This window comes from Citrobacter sp. BIDMC107, assembly GCF_001037575.1.
In the GTDB taxonomy this organism is placed as follows: Bacteria; Pseudomonadota; Gammaproteobacteria; order Enterobacterales; family Enterobacteriaceae; genus Citrobacter; species Citrobacter freundii.
The window spans coordinates 3,308,837-3,324,918 of the sequence record NZ_KQ089848.1 but is presented as its reverse complement, the minus strand read 5'-3'; the positions used below and the strand labels follow the sequence as shown (position 1 = coordinate 3,324,918).

Here is a 16,082-nt window from a genome sequence, read left to right as displayed (position 1 = left end):
TGAATTATGCAAAGGCGATAATATCCGCCAGCTGTTTTTCTGATTTAGCCGCTAACAAAGCGCTTAGCGCTTCCTCTTCACATAATAATTCGCTTAAAGCCTGAATAGCGCCAATGTGAGAGTCAGCATTTGCCGCCGACAACCCGATTAATAATCTGATACCTTCATCATCATCGGCAAATTTCACTTCCTGTTTAAGAAGCGTTAATGACATTCCGGTTTTTAACGCGCCACATTCCGGACGAGCGTGTGGCATGGCGACACCAGGCGCTAAAATATAATAAGGGCCATTGTTAATCGTTGAGTCTTTGATCGCCTGAATATAATCTGAATTGACATAATGATTGGCGAGTAAGGATGACATAGAAAAGTCAATTGCTTCCTGCCAGTTCTTTGCTGAATCTTTTATTGAGATAGATGATTCGGGAAAGTAATCAATCAGCCGCATACATTTTCCTTATTTTATTTTTAGGGTACGAGTTAGCGTTAAAAATAAAATACGCGTGCGGCAAAATGAAATCAATCGAGGGGGAAAATACGTATGGCGCGGAATGTCTTTTTGTGAAGTCTTTAAAAACAATGAATTGAGCCATTGAAAATAAAAAGCAACACTAATTGTGTGATGCGCATTGCAAATACCAAATAACACTAAATATCATATTTGTGATTCAGATCTAAATTTACTGATTGCGCAATGTGAATTAGATTCAGCTAAATTAAAAACGGGCCGCCTGAGCGACCCGTTTTCACCTGTAATCGAAATTACAGCAGTTCTTTTGCTTTCGCGACCACGTTGTCTACGGTGAAGCCGAATTCTTCAAACAGCAGTTCTGCCGGTGCAGACTCACCAAAGGTAGTCATACCGACAATAGCGCCGTTCAGGCCCACGTATTTGAACCAGTAGTCAGCAATGCCAGCTTCGATAGCGACGCGAGCAGAGACGGCTTTCGGCAGTACGGATTCACGGTAAGCCGCATCCTGCTTGTCGAATGCATCAGTAGACGGCATGGAAACAACGCGCGCTTTCACGCCTTCAGCGGTCAGTTTGTCCCAGGCAGCCACGGCAAGTTCAACTTCAGAACCGGTGGCGATGAAGATCAACTCCGGCTGACCCGCGCAATCTTTCAGCACGTAGCCACCGCGAGCGATGTTCGCCAGTTGCTCTGCGGTACGTTCCTGCTGTGCCAGGTTCTGACGGGAGAGGATCAGTGCGGTCGGGCCGTCCTGACGCTCAACACCGTATTTCCATGCTACTGCGGATTCAACCTGGTCACACGGACGCCATGTGCTCATGTTCGGGGTCACACGCAGAGAAGCAACCTGCTCTACCGGCTGGTGAGTCGGGCCATCTTCACCCAGACCGATGGAGTCGTGAGTATAGACCATCACCTGACGCTGTTTCATCAGCGCAGCCATACGCACCGCGTTACGGGCATATTCCACGAACATCAGGAAGGTGGAGGTGTACGGCAGGAAACCACCATGCAGGGAAATACCGTTTGCGATAGCGGTCATACCGAATTCACGTACACCGTAATGGATGTAGTTACCGGCAGTATCTTCGTTGATGGCCTTAGAACCAGACCACAGAGTCAGGTTAGACGGTGCCAGGTCAGCAGAGCCGCCGAGGAATTCAGGCAGCAGAGGACCGAAGGCTTCAATCGCGTTCTGAGAAGCTTTACGGCTGGCGATTTTCGCCGGTTTAGCCTGCAGCTTAGCAATGAACTCGTTGGCTTTCGCGTCGAAGTCAGACGGCATTTCACCTTTCATACGACGGGTGAATTCAGCAGCTTCCTGCGGGAAAGCTTTGGCATAAGCAGCGAACTTCTCGTTCCATGCGGCTTCTTTTGCCTGGCCGGCTTCTTTCGCATCCCACTGCGCGTAGATTTCAGACGGGATTTCGAACGGCGCGTATTTCCAGCCCAGCTGTTCGCGGGTCAGTGCGATTTCTGCATCGCCCAGCGGTGCACCGTGAGAGTCGTGGGTACCGGCTTTGTTCGGAGAACCGAAACCGATGATGGTTTTGCACATCAGCAGGGACGGTTTGTCGGTCACTGCGCGTGCTTCTTCAACAGCGCGTTTAATCGCGTCAGGATCGTGACCATCTACACCACGAATCACGTGCCAGCCGTAAGCTTCGAAACGCTTCGCGGTGTCATCGGTGAACCAGCCTTCAACGTGGCCATCGATAGAGATGCCGTTGTCATCGTAGAACGCAACCAGTTTACCCAGTTTCAGCGTACCAGCCAGGGAACATACCTCGTGAGAGATACCTTCCATCATGCAGCCGTCGCCCATGAAAGCATAGGTGAAGTGGTCAACGATGTCGTGACCAGGACGGTTAAACTGCGCCGCCAGCGTTTTTTCAGCGATAGCCATACCCACTGCATTCGCAATGCCCTGACCCAAAGGACCGGTCGTGGTTTCAACACCCGCGGTGTAACCCACTTCCGGGTGACCCGGCGTTTTGGAGTGCAGCTGACGGAAGTTCTGCAGCTCGGACATCGGCAGATCATAGCCGGTGAGGTGCAGCAGGCTGTAAATCAGCATTGAACCGTGGCCGTTAGACAGCACGAAACGGTCACGGTCAGCCCAGGACGGGTTAGTCGGGTTGTGGTTCAGGAAATCACGCCACAGGACTTCGGCAATGTCAGCCATACCCATCGGGGCACCCGGGTGACCGGATTTGGCTTTCTGTACTGCGTCCATGCTCAGCGCACGAATAGCATTGGCAAGCTCTTTACGTGAGGACATTTTGACTCCAGATCGGATAATGAAGGCCACGCCCTAAACGACTTGACGACAGCGCGTTTTGGGCTACGCCGGAAAAAAGTGCCAACAATGTAACCCAAGCCGCGTGTCATGTACATGGAGCATCCTTTTACCGCTTCAGAAATCTCTGGATCATGCGCGCAAGTTGCGCAATCTTCTCGCCCGCTTATTGTTCTTTTCTTTATACTTATGCCGAGCGTCGGTTCACCTGCAAACGACGCATTTTTTAGAATAATCCTGACTTTGTGCGGAAGAGAAAAAATGAAAATTCGCGCTTTACTGCTTGCTACGAGCATGGCGGCGGCATTGACCGGCTGCCAGAACATGGACTCAAACGGACTGCTTTCCTCAGGCGCAGAGGCTTTCCAAGCCTACAGTCTGAGCGATGCGCAGGTAAAAGCGCTGAGCGATCAGGCCTGTAAGGATATGGACAGCAAAGCTACCATCGCCCCGGCTGGCAGCGAGTATGCAACGCGTCTTGGCAAAATCGCCGCCGCGCTTGGCGATAACATTAACGGCCAGCCGGTGAACTACAAAGTCTATATGGCGAAAGATGTAAATGCCTTTGCCATGGCGAACGGCTGTATCCGCGTATACAGCGGCCTGATGGATATGATGACCGACAACGAAGTCGAAGCAGTGATCGGCCACGAAATGGGTCACGTTGCGCTGGGTCACGTGAAAAAAGGGATGCAGGTTGCGCTGGGTACGAACGCCGTGCGGGCAGCTGCGGCTTCCGCTGGCGGGATTGTCGGCAGCCTGTCGCAATCGCAATTGGGCGATCTTGGTGAGAAACTGGTGAACTCACAGTTCTCCCAGCGTCAGGAATCCGAGGCGGATGATTACTCGTATGATCTGTTGCGCAAACGTGGGATCAATCCGGCTGGCTTAGCCACCAGTTTTGAGAAACTGGCAAAACTGGAAGCAGGACGTCAAAGCTCAATGTTTGACGATCATCCGGCATCCGCAGAACGTGCGCAACATATTCGCGATCGCATGAGCGCAGACGGGATCAAATAATCTTCGAACAGTGCCGGATGGCGGCGTGAACGCCTTATCCGGCCTACAGAATTACAAATTTAGTCCAGCGATCGGGCGTTATTGGCGAAGCCAGTTTGAGACCGGACAGCGCACAGCCACCGGAGCGTACACGTAGTACGTGAGGATGGCGAGCACTGCCCGGGTTCAAAATGGCGAGTAAAATAGCCCGAAACCGTTACTCGCCTTTTTTCGCCGCCTGGATATAGAGCATTTCTAATGCTAACGTTGCCGCCGCCAGTGCGGTGATCTCTGACTGATCGTAGGCCGGAGCCACTTCAACAACATCCATCCCGACGATGTTCAGATCTTTCAGACCACGTACCAGTTTAATAGCACGATCGGAAGTCAGACCGCCGATCACTGGCGTACCGGTTCCTGGTGCAAACGCCGGGTCCAGACAGTCGATATCAAAAGTCAGGTATACCGGCATATCACCGACAATCTGCTTAACCTGAGCGATAATGTCATCAACGCTGCGGTCGTTAACCTGGCACGCATCCAGCACGGTAAAGCCGTTGTCTTTGTCGAACTCGGTACGAATACCGATCTGCACAGAGTGATTCGGATCGATCAGACCTTCGTTCGGCGCAGTGTAGAACATGGTGCCGTGGTCGAATTCGCAGCCGTTAGCGTAGGTGTCGGTGTGGGCATCAAAGTGCACCAGCGCCATTTTACCAAAGTGCTTGGCATGCGCGCGCAGCAGCGGCAGCGTGACGAAGTGGTCGCCGCCAAAGGAGAGCATGCGCTTACCGGCAGACAGCAGCTTCTCAGCATGCGCCTGCAGTTTTTCACTCATTTCACGCGCATCCCCGAACGCATAAACCAGATCGCCGCAGTCCACCACGTTCAGGCGCTCGCGCATATCGAAGTTCCACGGGAAGCGGTTGTGCTCCCAGGCCAGGTTGGTGGACACCTGACGGATTGCCGCCGGACCATGACGCCCGCCCGCACGACCAGACGTTGCCATATCAAACGGTACACCGGTGATCACCCAGTCGGCGTCGCTATCGTACGGCATGAAGTTCATCGGCAGACGTAAAAAACCAAAGGCGTTAGAAACCAAGGAGTTGTCGTATTGATGACCTAAGGTGCTCATGTACTGACCTCTTTAAAAATCGATGAAAAAAAATCCCCTCCGCGTCGTTAAGCCCGACGAGGAAGGGATTGATTTGGTAACTGCATATTTACGGCAAATTATCGCCGTTATTTTGTACGGATTCAAGTGAGTGCCACAAATGCTGCCCCCGCGGATTCCGACTGCCGGATGGCGGCTTCGCCTTATCCGGCCTACTTTCGTAGGAACGGTAAGCGCAGCGCCACCTGGCATTTATCGTTACTCATCTTCCAGATAAGTATAACCGTACAGACCGGCTTCAAACTCTTCGAGGAACTGCTGTTGCAGCTCAGCGTCCAGATCGGTGTTTTTCACCTGGTCACGAAACTGCGTCAGCAGGGTGTTCGGATCCAGCTGCACGTATTGCAGCATATCCGCCACGGTATCCCCTTCGTCGGACAGCTCAACTTCTACGCTGCCGTCAGGGAAGACGAACACGTCAACCGCTTCGGTATCACCAAACAAGTTGTGCATGTTGCCGAGGATCTCCTGGTACGCACCCACCATAAAGAAGCCCAGCATCGGCGGGTTCTCAGGGTCGTATTCCGGCATCGGCATGGTGGTCGCAATGCCATCACCGTCAACGTAGTGGTCGATAGCGCCATCAGAGTCACAGGTGATATCCAACAGCACCGCACGGCGTTCAGGCACCTGATTCAACCCTTCCAGCGGCATTACCGGGAACAGCTGATCGATCCCCCACGCATCCGGCATCGACTGGAACAGCGAGAAGTTGACGTAAATCTTATCCGCCATACGCTCCTGCAGCTCGTCGATAATCGGACGGTGCGCACGGTTGCTCGGGTCGAGTTGTTTCTGCACTTCATGGCACATGTTCAGATACAGCTGCTCTGCCCACGCACGCTCCTGCAGGCTAAAGGTGCCTGAAGAGTACCCAACGTGAATATCGTGCAGATCCATCTGGCTGTCGTGCAGCCATTCACGCAGCGAACGACGGGTTCCCGGTTCATGCATCTCTTGCCAGGTTTCCCACATGCTTTGCAGGGCACGTGGCGCATCGTCAGCCGGAGGTGTAGCTTCGGTGTGTTCACTACGCTCAACGCCGATAATGTTAGATACCAGCACGGTATGGTGCGCGGTTACCGCGCGGCCAGACTCGGTGATTACCGTCGGATGCGGCAGACCGTGTTCTTCACAGGCGTCACCAATAGCCCAGATGATGTTGTTGGCGTATTCGTTCAAACCGTAGTTTACGGAACAGTCAGACTGCGAACGGGTACCTTCGTAATCCACACCCAGACCACCGCCCACGTCGAAGCACTGGATATTAACGCCAAGCTTGTGCAGCTCAACGTAGAAACGCGCCGACTCACGTACGCCGGTGGCGATATCACGAATGTTCGCCATTTGGGAGCCGAGATGGAAGTGCAGCAACTGGATGCTGTCCAGACGACCACGCTCGCGCAGAATTTCTACCAGTTGCAGCACCTGGTTTGCCGCCAGGCCGAATTTTGATTTTTCACCGCCGGAGGACTGCCACTTGCCAGAGCCCTGCGACGCCAGACGCGCACGCACGCCCAGACGCGGAACGACATTCAGGCGTTCAGCTTCATCCAGCACGATAGCGATTTCAGACATCTTCTCGATGACCAGATAGACCTTATGGCCCATCTTCTCGCCAATCAGTGCCAGACGGATATATTCGCGGTCTTTATAACCGTTACACACGATCACGCTACGGGTCATTCCGGCATGGGCCAGAACGGCCATCAATTCAGCTTTGGAACCAGCTTCCAGCCCCAGCGGTTCGCCGGAGTGGATCAGCGATTCAATCACGCGACGATGCTGGTTGACCTTGATCGGGTAAACGAGGAAATAGTCACCGTTGTAACCGTAAGATTCACGGGCTCGTTTAAACGCGGCGTTAATCGAACGCAAACGATGTTGCAGGATCTGCGGGAAGCAGAACAATGCAGGCAGACGCTGGCCCTGCGCTTCACGGGCTTTCACCAACTCAGCAAGGTCAACGCGCGCTTCGGGTACGTCCGGATCCGGGCACACGCTGATGTGGCCCAGTTCATTGACGTCGTAGTAGTTATTACCCCACCAGGCAATATTGTAAGTACGCAGCATCTTGCTGGCTTCCTGGGAACTCATTGCAACCTCCTGCATGGAGCGTAGTACACCGTGTTCGCCTGCTGACGAAGGCGAACCCAAAGAAATGTCGTCAGACATAGCGAACCTCAAATTTTATTAACAAGTGTAAAACAGTTGACTACTATCGCAATCCGAAGACGCGATAACAACCCAAATACAGGCAGAATTTGCAGCAGATAGTGCTGACGCTCCGACTGTGCGACCGGTTTCTTTTTCATATCAATGTAAACACGTAACCGAACTTAATGCTGACGGTTCGGCGAAACCACGAGAAAACTCTTGTTTACCAAGAGCGCCCTTGTTCAGTTCTTAGTGACCGTTACCGGCCCTGGAGTCCTGAGAAGCGCCGAGATGGGTATAACATCGGCAGGTATGCAAGATGCAGATTGCGGGGAACATATGTACACCAGAACGGTGCGACAGATTCAGCAGAATACAACGGTTCATTATCTCGTATCACCTCCACGGTTGCTCCTGACGGAACGAACCCACAAGCCAAAGCTAAAGTCTTAACCCGGCTGGAAGTGGCAACACGATGAAAACGTCGTGTGCTTTTGTATGAGCCGCGCGCCGCGTTTTATACCCATAAGGAAGTCAAAAAGCAAAAGATAAATGCGCGCATTGCCAGCACCGTCAGGAAAAATTTCCAGTTACATTTTCAGTACAATGCGACCTCAATCAAAAAAAGCTGGAAATCAGGCGAAGAACTGTCCTAAAATAGCCGTCCAGATGTTAATCCATCTATACCGATTAACACTCAGACTGCCAGTGTCCGTCATCTGCAGACTCATGGTAGAATCTTCTACACATGGCTATTCCACTCGACAGTTTGAGCTAACCAAATTCTCCTTAGGTGAAATTAAATATGGCAAAACACCTTTTTACGTCCGAGTCCGTATCAGAAGGGCATCCTGACAAAATCGCTGACCAAATCTCTGACGCCGTACTGGACGCAATCCTCGAGCAGGATCCGAAAGCACGCGTTGCCTGCGAAACCTACGTCAAAACCGGTATGGTTTTAGTTGGCGGTGAGATCACCACCAGCGCATGGGTTGATATCGAAGAGATCACCCGTAATACGGTTCGCGAAATTGGCTATGTGCATTCCGACATGGGCTTTGACGCCAACTCTTGTGCAGTACTGAGCGCGATTGGTAAACAGTCTCCGGACATCAACCAGGGTGTTGACCGCGCCGATCCGCTGGAACAGGGTGCAGGCGACCAGGGTCTGATGTTTGGTTATGCAACCAACGAAACCGACGTGCTGATGCCAGCTCCAATTACCTATGCTCACCGTCTGGTGCAGCGTCAGGCTGAAGTGCGTAAAAACGGCACCTTATCCTGGCTGCGTCCGGATGCAAAAAGCCAGGTTACCTTCCAGTATGACGACGGCAAAATTGTCGGTATTGATGCGGTTGTTCTGTCGACTCAGCACTCTGAAGACATCGATCAGAAATCGCTGCAAGAAGCCGTTATGGAAGAGATCATCAAGCCGGTACTGCCTACTGAATGGCTGACTGCTTCGACCAAGTTCTTCATCAACCCAACCGGTCGTTTCGTAATCGGCGGTCCAATGGGCGACTGTGGACTGACAGGTCGTAAAATCATCGTTGATACCTACGGCGGCATGGCGCGTCACGGCGGCGGTGCATTCTCTGGTAAGGATCCGTCTAAAGTTGACCGTTCCGCAGCCTATGCAGCTCGTTACGTCGCGAAAAACATTGTTGCCGCTGGTCTGGCTGATCGCTGTGAGATTCAGGTTTCCTACGCAATCGGCGTGGCTGAACCGACCTCTATCATGGTGGAAACGTTTGGTACTGAAAAAGTGCCTTCTGAGCAACTGACCCTGCTGGTGCGCGAGTTCTTCGACCTGCGCCCGTATGGCCTGATTCAGATGCTGGATCTGCTGCACCCGATTTACAAAGAAACCGCTGCTTACGGTCACTTTGGTCGCGAACATTTCCCATGGGAAAAAACCGACAAAGCCGCTCTGCTGCGTGAAGCTGCCGGTCTGAAGTAATTCCCTCACGGCTCAACGCTTATGAAGACCAGCCTCGCGCTGGTCTTTTTTATGTCCTTTTCTCTTCCATACCCCATAGCCAAAGCTACGCTAATCTCCCTTGTTGCAAACAACAAATGAAAGCGATTACATATCGTAGAATTTCGATCCAACATGAATCAACATCTCTTCGTTACTATGATTGCATCACTGTTACATTATATTTCAGCATTATCTTAAACCCAGACAATCAATGTTATTCATGCGAAATAAATAACGTTATTTTTCAATCAAATAACCAATAACTTACATGAATGCTAGTGTAACCGATTACACTAATGTGATGTGATTCGCATTTTTTTACCCCGTACTCACCTACCCTTAACATCAACAAAACTAGCTACCCAACCGGAGGGCATCATGCCTGACAATAAAAAAACGGGGCGTTCCAACAAAGCCATGACATTTTTTGTCTGCTTTCTTGCAGCCCTGGCTGGATTACTTTTTGGCCTGGATATCGGTGTTATTGCCGGAGCTTTACCGTTCATCACCGACGAGTTCCAAATTACCCCCCACACTCAGGAATGGGTGGTGAGTTCGATGATGTTTGGTGCTGCCGTGGGTGCCGTCGGCAGCGGTTGGCTCTCCTTCAAACTGGGGCGTAAAAAGAGTTTGATGATCGGCGCAATCCTGTTTGTTGCCGGTTCACTGTTCTCCGCCGCGGCACCAAACGTTGAAGTGCTGTTGGTTTCCCGCGTACTGCTCGGCCTTGCGGTAGGCGTTGCGTCTTATACCGCGCCGCTTTACCTGTCTGAAATTGCCCCGGAAAAAATTCGTGGCAGCATGATCTCTATGTATCAGTTGATGATCACCATCGGTATTTTGGGTGCGTATCTTTCCGATACGGCGTTTAGCTACAGCGGCGCATGGCGCTGGATGCTGGGCGTGATCATCATCCCTGCCCTGCTGCTGCTGGTTGGCGTTATCTTCCTGCCGGACAGCCCACGCTGGTTTGCTGCTAAACGTCGTTTTGTCGATGCTGAACGTGTTCTGTTGCGTTTGCGTGATACCAGCGCAGAAGCCAAACGCGAGCTGGATGAAATTCGTGAAAGTCTGCAGGTGAAGCAGAGCGGCTGGGCGCTGTTTAAAGAAAACAGCAACTTCCGCCGCGCAGTATTCCTTGGCGTCCTGTTACAGGTGATGCAGCAGTTCACCGGGATGAACGTCATTATGTATTACGCACCGAAAATCTTTGAGCTGGCGGGCTACACCAACACCACCGAGCAGATGTGGGGGACTGTTATCGTCGGTCTGACCAACGTGCTGGCAACCTTTATCGCCATTGGCCTGGTTGACCGTTGGGGCCGCAAGCCTACGCTGATCCTCGGCTTTATCGTCATGGCCGTCGGTATGGGCGTGCTGGGTACGATGATGCACGTGGGTATTCACTCGGCGGCCGCGCAATACTTCGCTGTACTGATGCTGCTGATGTTTATCGTTGGCTTTGCCATGAGCGCCGGTCCGCTGATTTGGGTTCTGTGCTCTGAAATCCAACCGCTGAAAGGCCGCGATTTCGGTATCACCTGCTCTACCGCAACCAACTGGATTGCCAATATGATCGTCGGTGCAACCTTCCTGACGATGCTGAACTCGCTGGGAAGCGCCAATACTTTCTGGGTCTACGGTGGTCTGAACGTCCTGTTCATCTTCCTGACCCTGTGGCTGATACCTGAAACTAAAAATGTCTCTCTGGAACACATTGAACGTAACCTGATGAAAGGTCGTAAACTGCGCGAAATTGGCGCACACGACTAATCACGAAAAGCTTCCTCCCCCGCGGGAGGAAGCCTTCCTCTTGCAGTCCCTTCCCTGTCGCACTATCCTCTGGCGTTATGAAAACCTCCCGTCTCCCTATCGCCATCCAGCAAGCCGTTATGCGCAGCCTGCGGGAAAAACTCGCTCAGGCCAATCTCAAGCTAGAACGCAATTACCCGGAGCCAAAGCTGGTTTATCAACAGCGCGGAACCGCCGCGGGTACCGCGTGGCTACAAACCTACGAAATTCGTCTGAATCCCGTCCTGCTGATGGAGAACGTTGACGCGTTCGTTAACGAAGTGGTGCCCCATGAACTGGCGCATTTACTGGTGTGGAAATACTTTGGCCGCGTGCCGCCGCACGGCAAAGAGTGGAAATGGATGATGGAAAGCGTGCTGGGCGTGCCAGCCCGACGTACGCATCAGTTCGAACTGCAATCCGTGCAGCGTAAGACCTTTACTTACCGCTGCAAGTGTCAGGAACACCAACTGACCGTACGCCGCCATAACCGCGTGATACGCGGCGAAGCCACCTACCGCTGCGTTCACTGCGGCGAACCACTGATTGCAGAATAATCTTCAGAATTATCAGGAACTTTTCTGATCTAACTGATTGCATACAGGAATGACTTTCGCTACGTTGCGGGCTCGTTTTGACACGGAGTTCGTGATGTACCGTAATTTTTCTTTTGCTGCGGCCTTGTTAGCCGCAGCATTTTCAGGCCCGGCTTTAGCCGAAGGCATCAACAGTTTTTCTCAGGCAAAAGCGGCGGGCGTCAAAGTTAACGCCGATGCACCAGGCGATTTCTACTGCGGTTGTAAAATTAACTGGCAAGGCAAAAAAGGGGTCGTGGACCTCGAATCCTGCGGCTATAAAGTGCGAAAAAACGAAAACCGCGCCAGTCGAATTGAATGGGAGCACGTTGTTCCCGCCTGGCAGTTTGGTCATCAGCGCCAGTGCTGGCAGGACGGAGGGCGTAAAAACTGCGCTAAAGATCCGGTCTATCGCAAAATGGAAAGCGATATGCATAACCTGCAGCCTGCGGTAGGTGAAGTGAATGGCGATCGCGCTAACTTCATGTACAGCCAGTGGAACGGTGGCGAAGGCCAGTATGGACAGTGCGCGATGAAGGTTGATTTCAAAGAGAAAGTTGCCGAGCCGCCTGCCCGCGCCCGTGGCGCCATCGCGCGTACCTATTTTTATATGCGCGACCAATACAACCTGACGCTCTCTCGCCAGCAAACCCAGCTTTTTAATGCCTGGAATAAGCAGTATCCGGTCACCGACTGGGAGTGTGAGCGCGACGAACGCATCGCGAAGGTACAGGGGAATCATAACCCCTATGTGCAACGCGCTTGCCAGGCGCAAAAGAGCTAACCTACACTAGCGGCAATATTTTTAACCATGCCCTGGCCTGTTGCAGCCCAGGGCCATGACGCGGATGTTTAACTATGCGCATTCCTCGCATTTATCACCCAGAGCCACTCGCTTCCGGTAGCCAAATTTCACTGTGTGAAGATGCTGCCAACCATATCGGCCGTGTACTACGTATGGGGCCAGGCCAGCCGCTACAGCTGTTTGATGGCAGCAATCAGGTATTCGACGCCGAAATTACCCACGCCAGTAAGAAAAGTGTGGAAGTGAAGGTGCTTAACGCTGAACTCGACGATCGGGAATCACCGTTGCATATCCACCTGGGCCAGGTAATGTCGCGCGGTGAAAAAATGGAATTTACTATCCAGAAATCGATTGAACTGGGTGTAAGCCTCATTACGCCACTTTTTTCTGAGCGTTGCGGCGTTAAACTGGACAATGAACGCCTGAACAAGAAGCTCCAGCAGTGGCAGAAAATCGCTATTGCCGCCTGCGAACAGTGCGGTCGTAATCGGGTGCCTGAAATTCGCCCGGCAATGGATCTGGAAGCATGGTGCGCAGAACAGGACGAAGGACTGAAGCTCAATCTGCATCCTCGCGCCAGCGCCAGCATTAACACGCTGCCGCTCCCGGTGGAGCGCATCCGCTTGCTGATTGGCCCGGAAGGTGGGTTGTCGGCAGATGAAATTGCCATGACCGCACGGTATCAGTTTACTGATATTCTGTTAGGACCTCGCGTTCTGCGTACTGAGACAACTGCGCTCACCGCCATTACCGCACTTCAGGTGCGTTTTGGCGATCTGGGCTAAGGCATAAACGGAGAAGAACATGATCAAGCTCGGCATCGTGATGGATCCCATCGCAAGCATCAACATCAAGAAAGATTCCAGCTTCGCTATGCTGCTGGAAGCGCAACGCCGCGGTTACGAAATTCATTATATGGAGATGGCCGATCTTTATCTGATCAACGGCGAAGCCCGCGCCCATACGCGTACCCTGAGCGTAGAGCAGAACTACGACAAATGGTATGAGTTCAAGAGCGAGCAGGATCTCCCGCTGGCAGACCTGGACGTTATTCTGATGCGTAAGGATCCGCCGTTTGATACCGAGTTCATCTACGCGACCTATATTCTGGAACGTGCAGAAGAGAAAGGAACGCTGATCGTCAACAAACCGCAGAGCCTGCGCGACTGCAACGAAAAGCTGTTCACCGCATGGTTTGCCGATCTGACGCCGGAAACGCTGGTCACGCGTAATAAAGCGCAGCTGAAAGCCTTCTGGCAAAAACACAGCGACATCATACTTAAGCCGCTGGACGGCATGGGCGGGGCCTCTATTTTCCGCGTGAAGGAAGGCGATCCGAACCTCGGCGTTATTGCGGAAACGCTGACCGAGCACGGTACCCGCTACTGCATGGCGCAGAACTATCTGCCAGCCATTAAAGACGGCGATAAACGCGTGCTGGTGGTCGATGGCGAACCCGTTCCTTACTGCCTGGCGCGTATTCCGCAGGGCGGCGAAACCCGTGGCAACCTGGCCGCAGGTGGTCGTGGCGAGCCGCGTCCATTAACCGACAGTGACTGGGAAATTGCCCGTCGCATTGGGCCAACGCTGAAAGCGAAAGGTTTGATTTTTGTCGGTCTGGATATCATTGGCGATCGTCTGACGGAAATTAACGTCACCAGCCCAACCTGTATTCGTGAAATTGAAGCGGAGTTCCCGGTTTCGATTACCGGTATGCTGATGGATGCCATTGAGGCCCGTCTGCAAAAATAAAAGAACTCGCCGGTAGAAGGGACCCTACCAATACTAATAGTGACAGCGCTCCTGTTTGCCCACATACTGGGCGCTGTTGCTTTTTTGAACCAGGAAACAGAACCTCTGACAATGAATTTACAGCATCACTTTCTAATTGCCATGCCTGCTCTCCAGGATCCAATTTTCCGCCGTTCCGTGGTGTATATCTGCGAACATAATGAGAACGGAGCAATGGGGATTATCGTCAATAAGCCTCTGGAAAACTTACAAATTGAAGGGATTCTGGAAAAGCTGAAGATTACTCCAGAAGAACGCGATCCGGCCATTCGTCTGGATAAGCCCGTGATGCTCGGCGGCCCGCTGGCAGAAGACCGTGGATTTATACTTCATACCCCACCGTCGCGCTTTGCGTCCAGTATTCGCATTTCTGATAACACCATCATCACAACCTCCCGCGATGTATTAGAAACCCTGGGTACGCAGGAACAACCGTCCGAAGTGCTGGTTGCGCTGGGTTATTCATCATGGGAAAAGGGCCAACTGGAACAAGAGTTACTGGATAACGCCTGGCTTACGGCCCCTGCCGATCTCAACATCTTATTCAAAACACCGATTGCCGACCGCTGGCGCAATGCGGCGAAGCTTATCGGGATAGATATTCAGACCATGCCCGGCGTGGCGGGACACGCATGATGAACGGAACATTACTCTCTTTTGATTTTGGTACGAAAAGTATCGGCGTCGCCGTGGGTCAGCGCATTACCGGTACGGCCAGGCCATTGCCCGCCATCAAAGCACAGGACGGTACGCCAGACTGGAATTTGATTGAACGCCTGCTGAAAGAGTGGCAACCGGATGAAATCATTGTCGGCCTGCCGCTCAACATGGATGGCACCGAACAGCCCCTTACCGCGCGCGCACGTAAATTCGCTAACCGCATTCATGGTCGCTTTGGCGTAACCGTAACGCTGCACGATGAACGTTTGAGCACCGTCGAAGCCCGCTCAGGCCTGTTTGAGCAAGGCGGTTACCGGGCGTTGAATAAAGGCAAAGTGGACTCCGCTTCTGCCGTTATTATCCTGGAAAGCTATTTCGAGCAGGGCTATTAAAGCCGCCCCTGCGCCTGTCGCTGCTGTAAACTTTGTGCAAACGTCTGCATACCTGTCTGCTGCCCGGTTTGAATCACGCCGGGTAGCTGATGCGTTTTCCCTTCGCGGATCAAATTGCCCACGGCGGGCGTGTTGACGAGTAGTTCGAATAGCGCCACGCGTCCCCCCTGCTTATCCTCCTCAAGTTTTTGCGAAAGAACCGCCCGCAGGCTGTCTGCCAGTTGGTTACGCACAGGATCTTTCTCTGTTGCTGCAAAGGAATCCACCAGCCGCGCGATGGCCTGCGCCGCACCTCGCGTATGTAACGTTGCCAGCACCAGATGTCCGGTTTCCGCCGCCGTTAATGCCAGCCGAATGGTTTCCACGTCGCGCAGCTCGCCCAGCAAAATAACGTCGGGATCTTCGCGTAGCGCACCGCGCAAACCGGCGGCGAAAGAGGCGCAGTGTGCGCCCACCTCCCGCTGTTGAATCAGACAACGTCGGCTGGTGTAGCGATATTCAATAGGATCTTCCAGCGTCAGAATGTGCCCCTCAATATGCTGATTAAGATACTCCACCATCGCCGCCAGGGTCGTAGATTTACCGCTGCCGGTAGCGCCTGTCACCAGAATCAACCCATTTTCACTGTGAAGCAGTTCAGGTATGACCGCGGGAGGCTGAAGATCGTCTAAATGAGGACAATCCAGCGGTAGCAGTCTTAGCGCCAGCGAGGTTCCCTGCTGATGGACAAATGCGCTGGCGCGCAGCCGCCGGGAGTCCGTCAGGGTAACGGCAAAATCAATCTGCCCTTGCTCCTGCAACTGTACCTGTTGTTGCTCACTGAGCCAGCACATCAGCAGATTCTCTACGTCAGGCGTGGTAAACGGTGCGCTTTCGACTTTTCCACGCCTGCGCCAACGCGCGGGCCATGCATTGCACAGGTGTAGATCCGACACGTTATGCTTTACACTAAGGGCCACTATTTCTTCCATATTCATATGAA

At 52.7% G+C, this 16,082-nt stretch carries 16 protein-coding genes; 9 read left to right on the top strand and 7 right to left on the bottom strand.

Translation table 11 applies throughout. The features are described 5' to 3' along the window. Positions 1 to 4 precede the first annotated feature (4 nt). Together cmtB and tkt are read right to left on the bottom strand one after the other, a co-directional pair. Positions 5 to 448 (bottom strand): PTS mannitol transporter subunit IIA, encoded by a 444-nt coding sequence (cmtB, locus tag SK39_RS15560; RefSeq protein ID WP_032950059.1) that lies wholly within the window; start codon positions 446 to 448, stop codon positions 5 to 7. Between the two features lie 314 nt (positions 449 to 762). Then, on the bottom strand, positions 763 to 2,754 hold the full coding sequence (gene tkt, locus SK39_RS15555) for a transketolase (RefSeq protein WP_048217174.1): 1,992 nt from the start codon (positions 2,752 to 2,754) through the stop codon (positions 763 to 765). A 279-nt stretch (positions 2,755 to 3,033) separates the two neighbouring features. Between tkt and loiP the strand changes: the two genes are divergently transcribed. Further along, positions 3,034 to 3,792, top strand: coding sequence for a metalloprotease LoiP (loiP, locus tag SK39_RS15550; RefSeq protein WP_003027053.1), 759 nt, complete (start codon positions 3,034 to 3,036; stop codon positions 3,790 to 3,792). Between the two features lie 196 nt (positions 3,793 to 3,988). On the opposite strand, the gene speB is transcribed toward loiP, so the two are convergent. The 4 genes from speB to SK39_RS27880 all read right to left on the bottom strand — a co-directional run bounded on the left by speB (position 3,989) and on the right by SK39_RS27880 (position 7,492). Continuing rightward, positions 3,989 to 4,909 carry an agmatinase gene (speB, locus tag SK39_RS15545; RefSeq protein WP_003027056.1) on the bottom strand — a complete coding sequence of 307 codons (921 nt, stop codon included), beginning with the start codon at positions 4,907 to 4,909 and terminating at the stop codon, positions 3,989 to 3,991. 237 nt (positions 4,910 to 5,146) lie between these two features. Next, complete coding sequence (gene speA / locus SK39_RS15540) at positions 5,147 to 7,123, bottom strand: biosynthetic arginine decarboxylase (RefSeq protein WP_003027059.1); 1,977 nt, start codon at positions 7,121 to 7,123, stop codon at positions 5,147 to 5,149. An 8-nt stretch (positions 7,124 to 7,131) separates the two neighbouring features. Continuing rightward, positions 7,132 to 7,263 (bottom strand): acid stress response protein YqgB, encoded by a 132-nt coding sequence (yqgB, locus tag SK39_RS26035; protein ID WP_003027062.1) that lies wholly within the window; start codon positions 7,261 to 7,263, stop codon positions 7,132 to 7,134. 91 nt (positions 7,264 to 7,354) lie between these two features. Further along, positions 7,355 to 7,492, bottom strand: coding sequence for a hypothetical protein (locus tag SK39_RS27880; protein WP_269147429.1), 138 nt, complete (start codon positions 7,490 to 7,492; stop codon positions 7,355 to 7,357). 418 nt (positions 7,493 to 7,910) lie between these two features. Here SK39_RS27880 and metK point away from each other — a divergent pair, with 418 nt between their 5' ends. From metK to ruvX, 8 genes are all read left to right on the top strand, one after another. After that, positions 7,911 to 9,065, top strand: a complete 1,155-nt coding sequence (metK, locus tag SK39_RS15535) for a methionine adenosyltransferase (protein ID WP_003027071.1) — start codon at positions 7,911 to 7,913, stop codon at positions 9,063 to 9,065. Between the two features lie 399 nt (positions 9,066 to 9,464). Continuing rightward, positions 9,465 to 10,859, top strand: a complete 1,395-nt coding sequence (gene galP / locus SK39_RS15530) for a galactose/proton symporter (RefSeq protein ID WP_003027074.1) — start codon at positions 9,465 to 9,467, stop codon at positions 10,857 to 10,859. A 77-nt stretch (positions 10,860 to 10,936) separates the two neighbouring features. Beyond that, on the top strand, positions 10,937 to 11,434 hold the full coding sequence (locus SK39_RS15525) for a SprT family zinc-dependent metalloprotease (RefSeq protein ID WP_003838223.1): 498 nt from the start codon (positions 10,937 to 10,939) through the stop codon (positions 11,432 to 11,434). A gap of 94 nt (positions 11,435 to 11,528) precedes the next feature. Next, positions 11,529 to 12,236 carry a deoxyribonuclease I gene (gene endA, locus SK39_RS15520; protein WP_016150969.1) on the top strand — a complete coding sequence of 236 codons (708 nt, stop codon included), beginning with the start codon at positions 11,529 to 11,531 and terminating at the stop codon, positions 12,234 to 12,236. A gap of 74 nt (positions 12,237 to 12,310) precedes the next feature. After that, positions 12,311 to 13,042, top strand: a complete 732-nt coding sequence (gene rsmE, locus SK39_RS15515; protein WP_003027080.1) for a 16S rRNA (uracil(1498)-N(3))-methyltransferase — start codon at positions 12,311 to 12,313, stop codon at positions 13,040 to 13,042. A 19-nt stretch (positions 13,043 to 13,061) separates the two neighbouring features. Next, the gene (gene gshB, locus SK39_RS15510; protein WP_003027083.1) at positions 13,062 to 14,009 is read left to right on the top strand and encodes a glutathione synthase; all 948 of its coding nucleotides are present in this window, start codon (positions 13,062 to 13,064) and stop codon (positions 14,007 to 14,009) included. Between the two features lie 111 nt (positions 14,010 to 14,120). Then, positions 14,121 to 14,684 (top strand): YqgE/AlgH family protein, encoded by a 564-nt coding sequence (locus SK39_RS15505; RefSeq protein ID WP_048217422.1) that lies wholly within the window; start codon positions 14,121 to 14,123, stop codon positions 14,682 to 14,684. Further along, positions 14,684 to 15,100: a Holliday junction resolvase RuvX gene (gene ruvX / locus SK39_RS15500; protein ID WP_003027087.1), complete on the top strand. Its 417-nt coding sequence runs from the start codon at positions 14,684 to 14,686 to the stop codon at positions 15,098 to 15,100. Before SK39_RS15505 ends, ruvX begins: the two co-directional genes overlap by 1 nt. On the opposite strand, the gene SK39_RS15495 is transcribed toward ruvX, so the two are convergent. Beyond that, a complete protein-coding gene (locus tag SK39_RS15495) occupies positions 15,097 to 16,077 on the bottom strand; it encodes a type IV pilus twitching motility protein PilT (RefSeq protein ID WP_016150970.1) in 981 nt (326 codons plus the stop codon). The two genes, ruvX and SK39_RS15495, sit on opposite strands and share 4 nt — an antisense overlap. Positions 16,078 to 16,082 lie beyond the last annotated feature (5 nt).